General features: G+C 68.7%; 13 protein-coding genes and 1 tRNA gene. 4 read left to right on the top strand and 10 right to left on the bottom strand.

Annotation, left to right across the window (positions count from 1 at the left end; translation table 11 throughout):
* Positions 1–59: 59 nt before the first annotated feature.
* Positions 60–206 carry a hypothetical protein gene (locus IPM73_08380; protein MBK8918046.1) on the bottom strand — a complete coding sequence of 49 codons (147 nt, stop codon included), beginning with the start codon at positions 204–206 and terminating at the stop codon, positions 60–62.
* 29 nt (positions 207–235) lie between these two features.
* Positions 236–2,929: a bifunctional acetate--CoA ligase family protein/GNAT family N-acetyltransferase gene (locus tag IPM73_08375; protein MBK8918045.1), complete on the bottom strand. Its 2,694-nt coding sequence runs from the start codon at positions 2,927–2,929 to the stop codon at positions 236–238.
* Positions 2,930–3,079: 150 nt separating this feature from the next.
* Between IPM73_08375 and IPM73_08370 the strand changes: the two genes are divergently transcribed.
* Positions 3,080–3,619 carry a methyltransferase domain-containing protein gene (locus IPM73_08370; protein MBK8918044.1) on the top strand — a complete coding sequence of 180 codons (540 nt, stop codon included), beginning with the start codon at positions 3,080–3,082 and terminating at the stop codon, positions 3,617–3,619.
* 181 nt (positions 3,620–3,800) lie between these two features.
* Here the strand turns inward: IPM73_08370 and mnmH are convergent, their stop codons facing one another.
* A complete protein-coding gene (gene mnmH, locus IPM73_08365) occupies positions 3,801–4,898 on the bottom strand; it encodes a tRNA 2-selenouridine(34) synthase MnmH (protein MBK8918043.1) in 1,098 nt (365 codons plus the stop codon).
* Positions 4,895–5,494 carry an arylesterase gene (locus IPM73_08360; GenBank protein MBK8918042.1) on the bottom strand — a complete coding sequence of 200 codons (600 nt, stop codon included), beginning with the start codon at positions 5,492–5,494 and terminating at the stop codon, positions 4,895–4,897. Before IPM73_08360 ends, mnmH begins: the two co-directional genes overlap by 4 nt.
* Before the next feature lie 13 nt (positions 5,495–5,507).
* On the opposite strand from IPM73_08360, the gene IPM73_08355 reads away from it, so the two are divergent.
* A complete protein-coding gene (locus IPM73_08355) occupies positions 5,508–6,164 on the top strand; it encodes an ATP-binding cassette domain-containing protein (protein ID MBK8918041.1) in 657 nt (218 codons plus the stop codon).
* An 81-nt stretch (positions 6,165–6,245) separates the two neighbouring features.
* Here IPM73_08355 and IPM73_08350 read toward each other — a convergent pair whose 3' ends face one another.
* From IPM73_08350 to hpnC, 6 genes are all read right to left on the bottom strand, one after another.
* Positions 6,246–7,451, bottom strand: coding sequence for an ABC transporter substrate-binding protein (locus IPM73_08350; protein ID MBK8918040.1), 1,206 nt, complete (start codon positions 7,449–7,451; stop codon positions 6,246–6,248).
* 94 nt (positions 7,452–7,545) lie between these two features.
* Positions 7,546–8,442 carry a hypothetical protein gene (locus IPM73_08345; protein MBK8918039.1) on the bottom strand — a complete coding sequence of 299 codons (897 nt, stop codon included), beginning with the start codon at positions 8,440–8,442 and terminating at the stop codon, positions 7,546–7,548.
* Positions 8,443–8,447: 5 nt separating this feature from the next.
* Positions 8,448–9,239 (bottom strand): FecR domain-containing protein, encoded by a 792-nt coding sequence (locus tag IPM73_08340; GenBank protein MBK8918038.1) that lies wholly within the window; start codon positions 9,237–9,239, stop codon positions 8,448–8,450.
* 150 nt (positions 9,240–9,389) lie between these two features.
* Complete coding sequence (locus IPM73_08335; protein ID MBK8918037.1) at positions 9,390–10,649, bottom strand: FAD-dependent oxidoreductase; 1,260 nt, start codon at positions 10,647–10,649, stop codon at positions 9,390–9,392.
* Positions 10,650–10,964: 315 nt separating this feature from the next.
* Complete coding sequence (gene hpnD / locus IPM73_08330; protein ID MBK8918036.1) at positions 10,965–11,798, bottom strand: presqualene diphosphate synthase HpnD; 834 nt, start codon at positions 11,796–11,798, stop codon at positions 10,965–10,967.
* Between the two features lie 2 nt (positions 11,799–11,800).
* Entirely contained in the window at positions 11,801–12,610 is an 810-nt protein-coding gene (gene hpnC / locus IPM73_08325; protein MBK8918035.1) for a squalene synthase HpnC, read from the bottom strand.
* Positions 12,611–12,649: 39 nt separating this feature from the next.
* On the opposite strand from hpnC, the gene IPM73_08320 reads away from it, so the two are divergent.
* Together IPM73_08320 and IPM73_08315 are read left to right on the top strand one after the other, a co-directional pair.
* Positions 12,650–12,734, top strand: a tRNA-Leu gene (locus tag IPM73_08320).
* A 21-nt stretch (positions 12,735–12,755) separates the two neighbouring features.
* Positions 12,756–15,830: a CHAT domain-containing protein gene (locus IPM73_08315; protein ID MBK8918034.1), complete on the top strand. Its 3,075-nt coding sequence runs from the start codon at positions 12,756–12,758 to the stop codon at positions 15,828–15,830.
* Positions 15,831–15,875 lie beyond the last annotated feature (45 nt).

Below are 15,875 nucleotides of genomic sequence, written 5' to 3'. Positions count from 1 at the left end.
TGCCGCTGCGGTAGAAAACGGGTTACCGCTCGGGGGCGGGAATTGACTCCACAATAGGTTCAGGCCGCAAGGAGACTATGCAAACCTTCCGCCGCTGACGCCTCGGCTTCCAAGGTTTCGAGGAGCATTGCCGGGTGGAGGCCGTCTTCGCCGGATTCGTCGATGACCGGCGCTGCCATGGGCCCCGTGGCGGTGATTTCCGGCAAGCCCGCTTGTGCGTTGCCTCGCCCGGAAATCAGCCCGTCAGCGGCTTGACCACCCGCTTCACGGCGGTATCGTCGGGATGGGGATGGATGGTGAAGCCCAGGCTGGCCATGAGCTTGAACATCTTGCTGTTGGAGGCCAGGACGTCGCCGACGACGGCGCGGTAGCCCTTCTGGCGGGCGCAGTCGATGAGGGCGGTCATCAGCTTGCGGCCGACGCCGCACTTCTGCCAGGCGTCGCCGACGGCCAGGGCGAATTCGACCGATTCGCCGTCCGGGTTGAGGACGTAGCGGGAGACGCCGATCTGGGTCTCCTTGCCGGTGTCGTCGGTAATGGTGGCCACCAGGGCCATTTCCCGGTCGTAGTCGATCTGGGTGAAGCGCACCAGCATGGTCTGGGTCAGCTCACGGATGGTGTCCATGAAGCGGTAGTAGCGGGATTCGTCGGACATGGATTTGACGAATTCCTGTTCCATGTCGGCGTCCTCGGGGCGGATGGGGCGGATATTGACCGTGGTGCCGTCGTTGAGTTGCCACTCCTGGATGAGATGGACCGGGTAGGGGTAGATCGCCATGTGGGCGTAGCGGTCTCCCGCCGGGGCCAGGGCGTGGTCGATGACGATGCGGGCGTCGGCGGCGATGGCGCCGTTCTCATCGACGATGAGCGGGTTGAGGTCCATTTCCACGATCCACGGCAGTTCGCAGACCATTTCGGAAATGCAAAGCAGGACTTCCTCCAGGGCCGCCATGTCCACCGGCGGCATATTATGGAATTCGCCCAGGAGTTTGGACGCCCGGGTCGAGCGGATGAGGTCCTGGGCCAGGAATTTGTTCAGGGGCGGCAAGGCTACCGAGCGGTCGTGGAAGACCTCGACATCGAAGCCCCCGGCGCCGAAGGTGATGACCGGGCCGAAGATCGGGTCGCGCAGCACGCCCACCATGAGTTCGCGGCCGTTGGGGCGGGCCAGGAAGGGCTCGATGGAAACGCCGTTGATGCGGGCATTGGGATGGCGCTTCTGCACCGTCTCGATGATGTCGTGATAGGCGTTGCGCACCGCCGGGGCGTTGTTGATATTGAGGCGCACGCCACCGGCGTCGGACTTGTGGGGCAGGTCGGGGGAGTCGACCTTCATGGCCACCGGGAAGCCGAGTTGTTCGGCCAGCAGCAGGGCCTCGGTGGCGGTGCGGGCCACCATGGTCTGGGCCACCGGCACGCGGAAGGCGCGCAGGATCGCCTTGGATTCCATTTCCGAGAGCACCTTGCGCCGTTCGGCCAGCAGGGCTTCGATGAGCATCTTGGCGCCTTCGCATTCGGGCCGGCCGTGCTGGCGGGTGGGCTCCGGCGTTTGCAGCAGCAGCTTCTGGTTGCTGTAGTAGGTGGAGATGTGGTGAAAGAGATCGATGGCCGTTTCCGGCATGCGGAAAGCCGGGACGCCTGACTCGGTGAGCAGGCGGCGCCCGGCGAGCACCTGTTCCTCGCCCATCCAGCAGCAGATCAGAGACTTGGAGGATTCTTCGCTCACCGCCACCACGGTCTTGGCCACTTCCAGGGGCTCGGTCATGGCCTGGGGGGAGAGCATGACCAGGATGCTGTCCACGCCTTCGTCCTTGGCCACGGCCAGGATGGCATCCCGGTAGCGGTCAGGCGTGGCGTCACCCAGGAGGTCCACGGGGTTGCTGTGGGACCAGTGGGTGGGCAGGCACTTGTTGAGGGCATCCATGGTCGCGTCGGACAGGCGGGTCAGGGGAATGCCCAGGTCGCCGGCCCGGTCGGCGGCCATGGCGCCGGGACCGCCGCCGTTGGTGACGATGGCCAGCCGGGTGCCCTGGGGGCGGAATTTGGACGCCAGGGCTTTGGCGGCGTAGAACAGGTGGGCGACGCTGGCCACCCGCACCACGCCGGAACGGCGCACGGCGGCCTGGAAGACGGCGTCGGCCACGGCCGCCATGCCGGAATGGGTCTGCGCCGCCATGGAGCCCGCCTCGTGGCGGCCGGCCTTCAGCAGAATGATGGGCTTGATGCGGGCGGCGGAACGCAGGGCGCTCATGAAGCGGCGTGCGTTGCGGATGCCCTCCACGTACATGAGAATGTAGTGGGTGCGGTTGTCGTAGATGAGATAGTCGAGGATTTCGCCGAAATCCACGTCGGCGATACTGCCCAGGGAAATGACCGAGGAAAAGCCCACGTCGTTGGATTTTGCCCAGTCGAGGACGGCGGAACACATGGCGCCGGACTGGGACACCAGGGCCATGTTGCCCCCTTTGGCCGTGACCCGGGCGAAGGTGGCGTTGAGGCCGAGTTCCGGCCGGATGATGCCGAGGCAATTGGGGCCCAGGATGCGCACGTTGTAGGAACGGGCCACTTCGAGCATCTTGCGCTCGATGGCTGCGCCCACGTGGCCCGATTCGGCAAAGCCCGACGAAATGACGATGGCGTTGCGCACGCCGCTGTTGCCGCATTGCTCGATGATGCGGGGCACGGTCTGGGGTTTGGTGGCGATGACCGCCATATCGACCCGGGCGCCGATTTCCTCGATGGACTTGAAGCATTCCTGGCCGAGAACCCGCTCGTACTTGGGATTGATGGCGTAGAGCCGGCCCTTGTAGCCCGAAGCCAGGATGTTCTTGAGGATGACGTGGCCGACGGCGTTTTCGCGCTCGGAAGCGCCGATGACGGCCACCGATTTGGGCTCGAAAAGCGTCGTGAGATAGTGCTGTTCCAGCATGATGGGCCCCGCGGCGAAAATTTGATCCATGTAATGGTGCGGCGCACAAATGATACTATGGCCACAGCCTCAATCTTAGATGAAATCTTCGTGAACCCTGATGGGGTGGTCCCTGGCGCGAGATGCGCCGGCCCGCCGCCGGAGCCCGAAATGAGCGAACACAGCGATCTTGGCGCCGCCGCGCCGCCTTCCCCCTGGGTCGTTCGCCACGCCGCCTCCCTGGAACCGGGAGCAAGTGTCGTCGACCTCGCCTGTGGCAGCGGCCGCCACGCCCGATTTCTGGCGGCGGCGGGCCACCAGGTTCTGGCCCTGGACCGCGACGCCGCGGCCCTGGCGGGTCTCGCCGACGTCGCGGGCGTCACGCCCCGTATCGCCGACCTGGAGGGTGAAACCTGGCCCTTGGGTGGCGCGAGCTATAGCGGCGTGCTGGTGAGCAACTACCTGTGGCGTCCCCGGCTGGACGATCTGGTCGCTTTGCTGGCGCCGGGAGCGATCCTCATTTACGAAACCTTCATGGTGGGCAACGAACGCTACGGCAAACCCTCGCGCCCGGATTTTCTCCTGGCCTCGCAGGAATTGCTGCGGCTGGCGGCGCGCCATGGCCTTACCGTCCTGGCCTACGAAGAGGGCTACAGTGCCGTCCCCAAGCCCGCCATGCGTCAGGCCCTCTGCGCACGTCGGCCGGGCTGAAGGGTCGTTCCAATCCCCCGGGCTCGCCCCGCGCCCGCGCGGTGGTGGGCCACGCCTCCCAGGCCAAAGTAGGCGCCATCGGGCTTGCCCCGCGCCCGCGCGGTGGGGGGGCTCTCGCGCAGAGGGGGCCGAGGGGGAGAAGCTTGCCCCGCGCCCGCGCTGCACGGGCGCCCCTCCCTGCTCAGGCGGCGGAAGGGACTTCCTGCGTTGCCGCGGATCGAGCGATCTGCGCCGCCAGCCGGGCAATCCCCGCGTCGGAAAGATCGTCGCTCGGGAAGCGCTGCGGGTCGGTAAAGCCCGCGAAGTTGACGCCCTGGGAGCGGTGGTAGAGGGGGTCGTAATGTTCGTCCAGCAGGGCGGCCACCAGGGCAGGCCAGTGGCCGCCTTCGGCCAGGCCGGCCCAGCGGGCCAGGGTCTCGTTGCTTTGCACACCCTGGAGCGCGGCCAGGCGGCTCTTGAGCCAGGCGGGATCGAGGGTGAAGTAATCGTAGTCCCGCAGCAGGAAATCGACCCGGGCGGCGGGCGTGGCCTCGATGCAGACGCAGCTTCCGCGGCGAATGGCCTGGAGCAGGCTTTCCGGAACCTGCAGGCGGCCGATCTTGCGGCTCTCGGCTTCCACATAGACGGGGCGTGCCGGGTCCAGGGCAGCGAGAACCGCGAGCAAGCCGCTTTCGAACCACTTCTGGTTGGGTTGGGGCTGGCCTGGCAGGACGCCGAGGACCGAGCCCTTGTGGCGGGCCAGACCTTCCAGGTCGACAATCTGCTCGCCCAGGGTGCCCAGGGCTTGCAGGGTACGGGTCTTGGCGCTGCCGGTGGGGCCGCACAGGACGCGGAACGTCAGGCATTGTGGCAGGGTTTCCAGGCGTTCGATCACGGCGCGGCGGTAGCCCTTGTACCCCCCGTCGAGCTGGCTGGCGTTCCAGCCCACCGAGCGCAGGACGGTCACCAGGGCGCCGCTGCGCATGCCGCCGCGCCAGCAGTAGACCAGGGGTTTCCAGTGCTTGGGGCGATCCTGGAAGCGGGCGAGAAGATGCTCGCCGATATTGCGGGCGATGAGGGCTGCCCCCAGTTTTTTCGCCGCGAAGGGCGAGACCTGCTTGTACAGGGTGCCGACCTCGGCCCGCTGGGCGTCGTCCAGCACGGGGCAGTTCACCGCGCCGGGGATGTGATCTTCCGCATACTCGGCGGGGGAACGGACGTCGATGATTTCGTCGCAATGCGGGACTTCGGCAAGGGTGGCAAGCCCTGCCCGTGCCTGACCGCCGGACGGGGAACTCATTTGAGCAGCGGGGCCAGGGCGGGCCACACGTTGTCCAGCAGGCGGGGCTGGGCCTCGGCCGTGGGGTGCAGCATGTCGGCCTGGAACCAGCGGGCGTCGCCGGCGATGCCGGCGAGGAGGAACTCCACCAGGGGAAGTTTCGCCGCGGAGGCCACGTCCCGGTAGGCGGCCTGAAATTCCCGGGCGTAGGCGCCGTAGTTGGGGGGCATGCGCATGCCGACGAGCAGGATGCGCGCGCCGGTGCGGCGGCTCATGTCGATCATGGCGGCGAGATTGTCCTTCATCTCGCTGACCGGAAGGCCGCGCAAGCCGTCGTTGGCCCCCAGGGCGATGACGACCACCGCCGGGCGGTGCCGGCCCAGGGCGGCTTCCAGGCGGGAGCGCCCGCCGGCCGTGGTTTCTCCCGAGATGCTGAGGTTGGCGACGCTATAATCGAGGCGCTTTTCGCCCAGGCGTCCAGCCAGGAGCGACGGCCAGGCCGCGTCGGCGCGGATGCCGTAGCCGGCCGAGAGGGAATCGCCGAAGACCAGGATGGTCCCGGCGGCCGAAGCGGCGGTGGAAAGTAACAAGGACATCAGGAGCAGAAAGCGGCGCATGGTGGATCGGATCATGGTGGAAGCGGCCGGCCTGGGCCGGACGGTGGATGGCGGGGGGCGGCCCCTCGCGATTTTGCAGGATATTTCCTTCACCGTCATGGCCGGCGAAAGCGTCGCCGTGGTCGGCGCCTCCGGTTCCGGCAAGTCGACCCTGCTGGGCTTGCTGGCCGGCCTCGACCTGCCCAGCGCCGGCAGCGTCGTCCTCGACGGGACCAAGCTGGGCGCCCTGGACGAGGACGCCCGGGCGCTGCTGCGGGGTCGGCTCCTGGGCTTCGTCTTCCAGTCCTTCCAGCTCCTGCCCTCCCTGACGGCCCTGGAGAACGTCATGGTTCCCCTGGAACTGGCCGGGACACCCGGGGCTACGGCGATCGCCCGAGAATGGCTCGCTCGCGTGGGGTTGGCCGAGCGGGAAGGGCACGCGCCACGCCACCTGAGTGGCGGCGAGCAGCAGCGGGTCGCCCTGGCCCGGGCCTTTGCCCCGGGGCCACGCCTGGTGCTGGCCGACGAGCCCACCGGCAATCTCGACGCCGCCACCGGCGCGCAGATCATCGATCTGATGTTCGACTTGAACGCTCGCCAGGGCACCACCCTCATCCTGGTCACCCACGACGAGGCCATCGCCTCCCGCTGCGACCGCCGTCTGCGGCTGGCCGGCGGCCGTCTTGTCTGAGAGCCGGTGAAAATTTCTGGCGCCCCCGAGCGGCGCGCCGGAAGAATTCTCAGACTCTGACCGCCCGGGCCCCGCTGCCGATCAGCGGCGTTCCTTCTTCTGGGTCACCAGGCTGCGGCGTTCCTCGTCCGAGTAGGCGTAGACGATGCGGCCGTTTTTCACTTCGCCCATGAAGACCATGTTGTCGGAAATGGCCTCGTGGTCGTCTGCGGTGAAGGGGCGGTCGTACACCGTGACCACGCCGTACACCGGCTTGGCCAGATTCTCCAGGGCGGCCCGCACCTTGGCGCCGTCGGTGTCCGCCGCCTGGAACATGGCGGAAACCAGCAGATAGAGCGAATCGTAGCCCTGGGCGGCGGAGACGGCCGAGGGAATGCGCTTGGTCTTGTTGGCGGCGTGGTAGGCGGAAATGAAGCCGGTGCGGCGGGAATTGTTGGCTTCCTCGATGAAGGTCTGGGGCATGCGGGCCCCCTCGGCGTTCTTGCCGGCGGCTTCGAGGAAATTGGGCAGGGACAGGGTCCAGCTGCCGATCATGGGTACCGGCCAGGCCAGGCGAGCGCGCTCGTTGGCGATGGCGGCGAGATCAGGCCCCAGGGCGTAGGTGAGCAGGGCCTGGGCGCCGGCGCCACGGGCTTCCTTCAGGAGGCTGCTCATGTCCGCCGTCCCCGGGGCGAAGCGCCCGACGAAGACTGGCTTGATCTGGTGGCGAGCCAGCTCGGCGATCAGCTGGTCCTTGCCGAACTCCCCGTAGGGGGTCGAATCGTGGAAGATGGCGAGCTTCTGGAACTTGCGCCTGTCTACCGCGTCGCGCACCACGGCGGCGGCCTGGATGCCGTCGGCGGCGGAATTGCGGAAGATATAGTTTTCCTTGTGCTCCGGCGCAATGAACTGGCGGGTGACCTTCACTCCGGTGGCCACGTTGTTGATGACCGGGACGCGGGCGTCCTGGTAGATCTTCTGAGCGGCGAGGGCGACGCCGGTGTTGATGAAGCCTACGGCGGCGACCACTTTGTCCTGGCGCACCGCCTCGGTGGACACCTGCTTGGCGGTCTCGGGATCGCCCTTGTCGTCCTTGATGACCAGTTCGAGGGGGCGTCCGAACAGGCCGCCCCCCAGATTGATTTCATCCGCCGCGAGCTTCACCCCCGCCAGCATGGACTGGCCCATGGGGGCCGACGGCCCGCTGTAGGGGCCGGTGACGGCGATGCGCACCGGGTCGGCACCCCAGGTGCCGGTGGTGACGGTGGCAAGGAGGCATAGCGCCCCCCAGAGCTTGCTTGATGCCATGGCTGTACTCCCTGGTTATGACGATTGGTATTCTTGGCCCATTTTATGCCGAACGGAACCCCTTGGCTAGACGCTGCAGGAGGGGGCGTATCCGTCAGTCGAAGAAGAGGCGGCCGCCCAATTCGTAGTAGTTGCCCGAGTTCGCCTCGATTTCCGTCGTTCCGTTGGGCCGCAGCAAGGCTGTCGAACGGGAGTGGGTGGCGGAGGCGCCGATCTCGAAGCGCTTGATCGGGCGGTAGTTCAGGTCGAGGCGGGTGCTTTCCTGCTTCTGGTCCAGGACGGTGATGGTGCGCTGGCGGGAGAGATCCACCGACCAGCGCTCGTCGGGTTGCCAGTGCAGCCCCAGGCCGGCCGCGCGGTCAGGAAAACTGACCAGTTCGAAGACCGTATTGTTGGGGCGGCGCACCCGGCGCAGGATGCCGCGGGCGACGTCCACCGGATCCTTGTCGTAGCGGTAGCGCTCGACGTTGAAGGACAGGCCCCAGGTTTCGCCCAGATCCTGGGCGATGCCCACGCTTTCCCGGTCCAGTTGCGGCAGGCGCCGGTTGAGGGCGCGGCGCACCAGGGGGCGGCCGATGGCGGCCCGGTAGTCCAGGGTGCCGTAACCCAGATCGATATGGGTGCCGAGGGTGCCCTTCCACAGAGGGGCGATGTTGACCGAAAGGGCGTAATCCTCGCCACGGGTGTTGAGAATGTCGCCCTGGGTGTCGCGATGGTGCGCGCTGGCCAGGAGCCAGTCCGTGGGGGTCCAGTTGAGACCGGCGGACTTCTCGTCGGCGATCTGCGTCCCCTGGCTGTAGGCGACGAAGCGCTTGACGTCGATATTGACCGGGAGCAGCGGCAGATCGGCCGAGGCCCCCAACTGGTAGGAACGGTAACGCTCGGGTCCGGTACCGAGTCGTGCTTCGGTGCTGATTTCGGCGCGGGCGGCGCCAGCGAGCAGGGCCAGGGCGACGAGGGGCGCCCAGCGGGAGGAAAGGGAGGCGTGCATGGGTTTCAGTCGTTGCGGTGCTTGAATTTGCGGATCATGCGGTGATTCACGCGGGGCCGCCCGTCGCGGGCGTTGTCGTCGTCCCCGGCGGCATCCCGGGCCCGGGCGCGCTTTTCCCGCACCCGCTCCATGGCGTCGGCCAGGGCTTCCTTGCGCTGGGCGATGCGCTGCTCGATCTTGAGCGGGCGGTCCTGGAAGAGGTCGGGAATCTCCTGCAGAAGGCGGCCCGCTGCCCGCCGATCCCGCGGCAGGAAGCCGACCCGGCCGGCTTCGACCTCGATCTCGCCGTGGTCCGAGAGAATCACCGTGGCGCCTTCGTATACCCGGTTATAGACGCCGGCCTCGTGGCTGCCTGAAGCCGTGTCCAGTTCAAGGACTTCGTGGTCGGTGCCGCGGATGCCTATGGTGGCCGTGGGCGTCCTGAGACGGTAGGCGTCACGGCGGAACTTGGCCAGCCAGCCGGTGATGGACCGCAGGGCACCGGATACCAGAGAGAGGTGCATGCGATCGTCGTCTCCCTTGCCGGCACGGTAGGCGTCCACCTTGAGGGTGGTATTGGGACGCAGGGCGAGGAAGCCCTCGTCGGCGGTGGCCAGGTGAAGTTCCGACTGGGCGCGGGTGACCACCGTCTGCCCTTCGTACACCGTGCTGCCGACGGTGAGCGCCGTGGTGGCGCCGGCGGCGTCGATGACATGGGCTTCGCCGTGCAGGGCATCGACGGTGGCGAAGACTTCGCCGCCCGAGGCAGGGTTGGCCAGGGCGCAAGCGGCAAAGAGGAAGGAAAGGAGGGCTTTCAAGCGGAACTCCGGGGCAAGGGCCTGGGGCGATATGTTATCCGATTCGCCCGGATCGGGGCTGCCCTGCGCCACCTCCAGCGCTGCGCCAATACTCCCTCTCCCGCGTCGCGGGTGAGGGGCAGGGGGAAAGGGTCATGGCTTGTGGCCATCTCATGCGGCACGAAGCGCATGGTCCAAGGCCGCCGCCGCTCCCCGCCCGCTGCGTACGGCGCCCTCCAGGGTGGCAGGATACTCGGCCCAGGTGTGGTCTCCGGCCAGGACGACGGAGCGATGGGCGGTGAGGCAAGGCAGCCGGGCGAGCCCCGGGCGGCAGGAGAAGGTGGCGCGTTGTTCGCGCAGGGTGCGGTGCCAGGCCGGCGGTTCGGGAAGGCCGATTTCGCGGTGCATCTCGGCAGCCAGATCGGCGTCGGGCAAATCTTCCCAGGGACCGTGGCCGCTCAGGATAGCTGCCAGGACGCCGTTCCCGCGATCCACCACCCACTGACCGATGCCGCCGGCCAGGGCCATGAGGGGAAAAGGCAGGGCGACGGCGGGGTCGTAGCCGAGATAGACCGTGGCGATGGGTTCGAAGGCCAGGGCCGGCAGTGGGGATGCCGGCGGCAGCAGGGCCGCCAGGTGCTGCGGGGCGACGGCGACGACGGCGCCGGCAAAGGCTTCCCCGTCGACGCGCACCTGGTCGTCGTCCGGCTCGAGAACACGCACCCGCCGTCCGAAGCGCAGTTCGGCGCCCCGGGCCGCCAGCCAGGCGACGGCCGGGTCCGGGAACACCGCGCTGAGAGGAACCCGGGGCAGGAGCAGGTCGGTGTCGGCGCGCCGTGGGCTGCCCAGACTGTCGCGCAGGACATGGGCGAAAACCTGGGCCGAGGCCCGTTCGGCCGGGGTGTTCAGGGCGGCGAGACAGAGCGGCTCCCAAAGGCGGCGGCGCAGGACGCCGGTCTGCCCGGCGGCGTCCAGCCAATCCGCCACGGTGGTGTCGGCGGCGAGAACGAACTGGCGCGCCTTCAGGCCCTGCATCCACAGGGCGGTGGCCAGTTTCTCCCGGGCCGTGACGCCCCGGGCGGCGAGGAGTCCCCAGGCGAGGTTGAGGGGCGCCGGCAGGCGGGGAAGGGCGAGGGAAAAGCCCGCGTTGTCGCTGACCCGCAAGGGGCGCCGGTCGAAGAGGACTTCGGGTTCGGCCCCCACCCGGCGCATCAGGGCGAGGCATTCGCGGTAGGCGCCCAGGAAGAGGTGTTGTCCATTGTCCAGGGGCGGGCCGTCGCGGGTGGCGGCGCGGCGGGCGCGGCCACCGGGCTGGCGCCCGGCTTCGAAGAGGGTGACGGAGGCGCCGGCAGTGACGAGATCCACGGCGGCGGCAAGCCCCGCCCAGCCGGCGCCGACGACGGCGACCCTCAACTGAGAGCCTGTGAAAATTTCATTCACCCCCGCTCGTCATGCCCAACTGCGCCCGCTCGGCGTTGCCAGTGCTCGCCATAGTCCGAGCTATGGCTGTGCATTGCGCCTTGATCGTGCCCCCCTGGGCACGCCGCTCGGGCGCGCCCAAAAATTTCACAGGCTCGGCGCGGGCTTGGGGCTCGTGTCCGCGTGCGGACCTGGGGGCGCGGTGCGGGCGGGTGGGTGTGGGTCATTGAGCAGAACCCCGTTCCCACCCCGATCCTCCCGCCTGCGCCAGCGTTCCGGACCGGTTTGAAGGGACCCCGGCAGTGCCTTGGGCGTGCTGCGCGTTCCTCACGCGAAGATCCAGGTCTTCCAGGCGATCCAGAGCTTGCGCACCGGGGTCAGGGCGATGCGCTGGTGCAGCACCTGATAGTTCTCGGCGGTGATTTCGGCGAGCAGCGTGCGGTAGATGGCGGCCATGACCAGGCCCGGCCGCTGCGCCTTGCGGTCGGTGGCAGGCAATTGGGCGAAGGCCTGCTCGTAGTAACGCTGGGCGCGCTCGACCTGGAAGGCCATGAGGGCGGAGAAGTTGTCCGAGTAGCGGGAATTGAGGATGTCCGCCGCCGGGACGTTGAATTGCTTCAACTCGTCCATGGGGATGTAGATGCGTCCCCGGCGGGCGTCTTCGCCGATGTCGCGCACGATGTTGGTGAGCTGGAAGGCCATGCCCAGATCGTGGGCGTACTTGAGGGTCTGGCGGTCGCGATAGCCGAAGATTTCGGCGGCCAGCAGGCCGACCACGCTGGCGACGCGGTAGCAGTAGAGGGAAAGGCCCTTGAAATCCAGGTAGCGGGATTGGGTGAGGTCCATTTCCATGCCGTCGATGATTTCGAGCAATTGCTCCGTCGGCAGGCTGAAGCTGCGCCCCACGTCCTGCAAGGCCAGACCCACCGGGTGCTGGGCCTTGCCCTCGGCGACGCGCCCCACTTCCTGGCGCCACCAGACGAGCTTGGTGGCGGCGATGGCCGGGTCATGGCATTCATCCACCACGTCGTCCACTTCGCGGCAGAAGGCGTAGAGGGCCATGATGGCGCGGCGGCGCTCGGCGGGAAGGAACAGGAAGCTGTAATAGAAGGAGGAGCCGCTGGCGGCGCACTTCTCCTGGCAATAGCGGTGGAAATCCATGGTCACATTGTAAGGGAGCGGCCGGCCATGACCAGCCAGTCCGAAGGTCCGAGGGTGGGGCGGTGGCGCCAGGCGTCGCCGCGCACCCGGGCGAGGCGTTCCAGGATGCGCAGGCCGCCCTGGACGGTGAGACGGATTTCCCAACCCAGGCGGCCCGGCAGGGCGCGCACCAGGGGCGCGCCGCGCAGCAGCAGGGCGCGGCTGCGCTCGATCTGGAATTCGAGCAGGGCGGCCAGGGTGCCCGCGCACGCGCCGGCGGCGATCTGAGCCTCGGCGACGCCGAAGCGGCGCAAGTCCTCCTGGGGCAGATAGACCCGGCCCTTGTCCCAATCCACCGCCACGTCCTGCCAGAAGTTGATGAGCTGGAGCGCCGTACAGATGCAATCGGACTGCTCCAGATGCTCCGGCTCGATGCGTCCGAACAGATGCAGCACCAGCCGGCCCACCGGGTTGGCCGAGCGGCGGCAGTAATCGAGCAGTTCCGGAAAGTCGGCGTAGCGCTTCTTCACCACGTCCTGGGCAAAGGCGTCCAGCAGGTCGCGGAAGAGCTGCAGCGGCAGTCGGTGGGCTTCCACGATGGCGGCCACCTCCTCGAAAAGGGGCGTGGTGGGCCGTAGCCCCGCCGCGATGCGGTCCAGTTCGGCCTGGTAGGCGGCGAGGCCGGCCAGGCGGGCGGCGTCGGAGGCCTCGCCCTCGTCGGCGATGTCGTCGGCGCTGCGGGCGAAACGGTAGATCACCTCGATAGGCTTGCGCAGCGCCAGAGGCACGAGAAATGAGGCGACGGGGAAGTTTTCGTAGTGGTCGACCGGCATGGCGGCGGCAAGTATAGCGATGTTAGAATCCGCCGGCCTGCCCAGGTGGCGAAATTGGTAGACGCACCAGATTTAGGTTCTGGCGCCGCAAGGCGTGGGGGTTCGATTCCCTTCCTGGGCACCAGCGGGCGGCGGGGGAGGCCAAATGGATAAGGTCGTCGGAGTCGGCAGGAGCTTGGGACGGGTCGCAATTCTGGTCCTGGGTCTTGTATTCGCAGGGTCCGCGCCCGCTGCGCCCGCGCCCGCCGAAGCCCGCAGCATCGGCGACATTCTCGCTCTCCTGGATAAGCACCCGGTCGATTCCCGCCGTCTCGACGAGGCGCGCCGCGTTCTGGAAACGGCTCCCCCGGCCGAACTCGCCGGCACCGACCTGGCCGAATTCCACTTGAAACGCGCCCGGGCCGCCCGGGAACTGGGGCTGGTGGGGGCCGAACTGCGCGAACTGCGCCGCTGCATCGAGCTGGGGGGTGGCCGGGAACCCCACCGCGCCTGGGCGGAGTTGGGCGGGGCGGAGTATGGCGGAGGCAATTTCCGCAACGGCCTGGCCGCCACGACGCGCGCCCTGGAGGTGACTCCGGAGGGTGTGGCGGGTTTTCGCCTGGCCATGCACGCCCTACTCTCCGAACCCTACCGGCGTCTGGGGGATTTCGCCACGGCTCGCCGCCACGTGCGCGACGCGGAAGGTCTGCTGACCCGGCTCAAGGGCTCCCGCAACTGGGTCTGGTACCAGAACACCTGGAGTGCCTTTGTCGAGGACGCCCTGGGCCGTACTTTTTTTTCCGAAGGGCGCTACGCCGAAGCCGAGGCCCGCTTCCGCCGGGCCCTGGAACTGCGCGAGAAGGCGGTGCAGGACAATCTGGCCATGCAGGCCAGCGGCACCACGACCACGCCCCAGGTCACCGTCGAGCAACACCGCAACCGCCAGGAGTCCTGGCTGGCCCATGCGCTTCTGGAAGAAGGGCGGGTCCATGAGGCCGAGGTCCATGCCCGGCGCCTGCTCCTGCGCAGCCTGGAGCGCTTCGGTCCCGAGAGCCTGCACACCAACCAGATGATGATGCCCCTGGCCCGCGTTCTCCTGGAGCAGCGCCGCACCGGCGAGGCGCTGAGACTTGCCGAGCGCGTGCTGGCCAACCTGGAGCGGCTGGGGGTGCCGGCGACGGCGCTGCCGGCCGTGCAGTGGCGGCGCCTGCGCGCCAGTGCCCTGGTCGTGCAGCGCCGCTGGCCCGAGGCCCTGGCACAGTTCGAAGCCCTGCGCGCGGCCCTGGCCGAAGATCCCCAATTGGCCGATACCCTGGGCGCCCCCACCCTGGGCTGGATTCGCGCCCTGATCGCGGAAAAGCGCCTGGACGAAGCGGTGTCGGAAAGCGCGCTGCTGGCCAAAAGGAAGCGCCAGCAGATGGGCCCCGGCGCCTTCGACGCGGCCGAGGCCCTGGGGTTTCACGGGGTGGCCCTGGCGGTGGCGGGACAGAACGAAGCGGCACTCGCGGCCTTTCGCGATGCCCTGGCCGTCCTCCTGCCCAAGGTTGCGGAAACCACGGACCGTTCCGGGGGGCGCTTCGCCCGCCTGAGTTATGTGGTCGATGCCTACCTCGGCCTCTTGTCCCGCATCCGGGGCACGCCCCTGGAAGGCGCGGCGGGCATCGATGCCGTCGCCGAGGCTTTTCTGGCCGCCGACGTGCTGCGCGGCCAGAGCGTGCAGCAGGCCATGGCCGCCAGCGCCGCTCGCGCGGCGGCGGGCAAGCCGGAACTCGCGGCGCTGGTGCGGGAAGAACAGGACGTGCGCCAGGAGCGGGACGCCCTGTACAAAATCCTGGCCGACCTGCTTTCCCGGCCGGCGGACCAACTCGTCCCGGGGATCGTCGCCGACATGCAGACCCGCGTGGCGGTCCTGGACGACCGCCATCGCAGCCTGCGTGACACCCTGGCCCAGCGTTTTCCGGATTACGCCGACCTCATCGTGCCGCGGCCCGCCACCCTGGTCCAGGTGCGGGCCGCCCTGCGTTCCGGGGAAGCGCTGCTCAGTGTCCTGGCCAGCGAGGAGCGCAGCTTCGTGTGGGCCATCCCGGCGGGAGGGAAGCCGGTCTTCGCCGTGGTCGAGCGGGGCCGCCGTGACCTGGAGCGCAGCGTGCGCAGCCTGCGCCAGGCCCTCGATCCCCCGGAGGGTGACCTCGACCGGCTGCCGGCCTTCGACGGGCAGCTCGCCCATCGCCTTTACCGCGAACTCCTCCTGCCGGTGAAGGAGGGTTGGCAGGGCGCGGAGCACCTGATCGTGGTGGCCGGAGGAGGGCTGGCGCGCCTGCCCATCGCCCTGCTGCTCAGCGGCGAGCCGCCTCCTCCCGGCGCCGGCGGAAAACCCGACTACGCGGCCTGGCCCTGGCTCGCCCGCCAGGTGGCCACCAGCCAGCTCCCTTCGGCGGCATCGCTCATCACCCTGCGTCGCATGGCGCCCGCGGCCGCGGGGCGCCGTGCCTTTGCCGGCTTCGGCGACCCGGATTTTGCCGGCGACGGTGTTGCCAAGCCCGGGGCGACTTCGCGTCGGCTACGCGCCGTGGCCCTGCCCCCCGTCCTGCGGGAGCGCGCCCTGCGGGGCGAGGAGGCGGTCTGGCCGCAGTACGCCCAACTCGCGCCCCTGCCCGACACGCGAGACGAAATCCTTGCCCTGGCCCGCAGCCTGGGGGCCGACCCGGGCAAGGACGTCTTCCTAGGCCCGGCGGCCAGCCGCAGCAATGTCCTCGGGGCCGATCTCTCCCGCCGGCGGGTGATCGCCTTCGCCACCCACGGGCTGCTGCCCGGCGAGTTGCCTCGCGTGGACCAGCCGGCCCTGGCGCTCGCCAATCCGCGGGACGGCGGCCACGGATTGCTCACCCTGGACGATATTCTGGGGCTGCGGCTCGACGCCGACTGGGTCATCCTCTCGGCCTGCAACACGGCGGCTGGAGAGGGCGAGGGCGCCGAGGCCCTGAGCGGCCTGGGGCGTGCCTTCTTCTATGCCGGCGGGCGGGCGCTGCTGGCCACCCATTGGCCGGTCGAATCCGTCTCGGCGCGCCGGCTGGTGGTGTCCATCTTCAACGCCCAGGCCGCCCAGCCCGGCATTTCCCGGGCGGAGGCCCTGCGCCGCGCCATGCTCGAGACCATGGCCGATTCCGCCCCCGGCGGCGGATCCTACGGCCATCCGCTGTACTGGGCGCCCTACGCCCTGATCGGTGACGGCGGCTCCTGATTACCCTATGGCTGCGCCGCCGGCCATAGCAAACTTCAATGGATT

Source organism: Betaproteobacteria bacterium (genome assembly GCA_016720065.1).
GTDB lineage: Bacteria > Pseudomonadota > Gammaproteobacteria > Burkholderiales > Rhodocyclaceae > SSSZ01.
The sequence above is the reverse complement of the archived record's forward strand: the minus strand, read 5'-3'. Positions and strand labels throughout refer to the sequence as shown.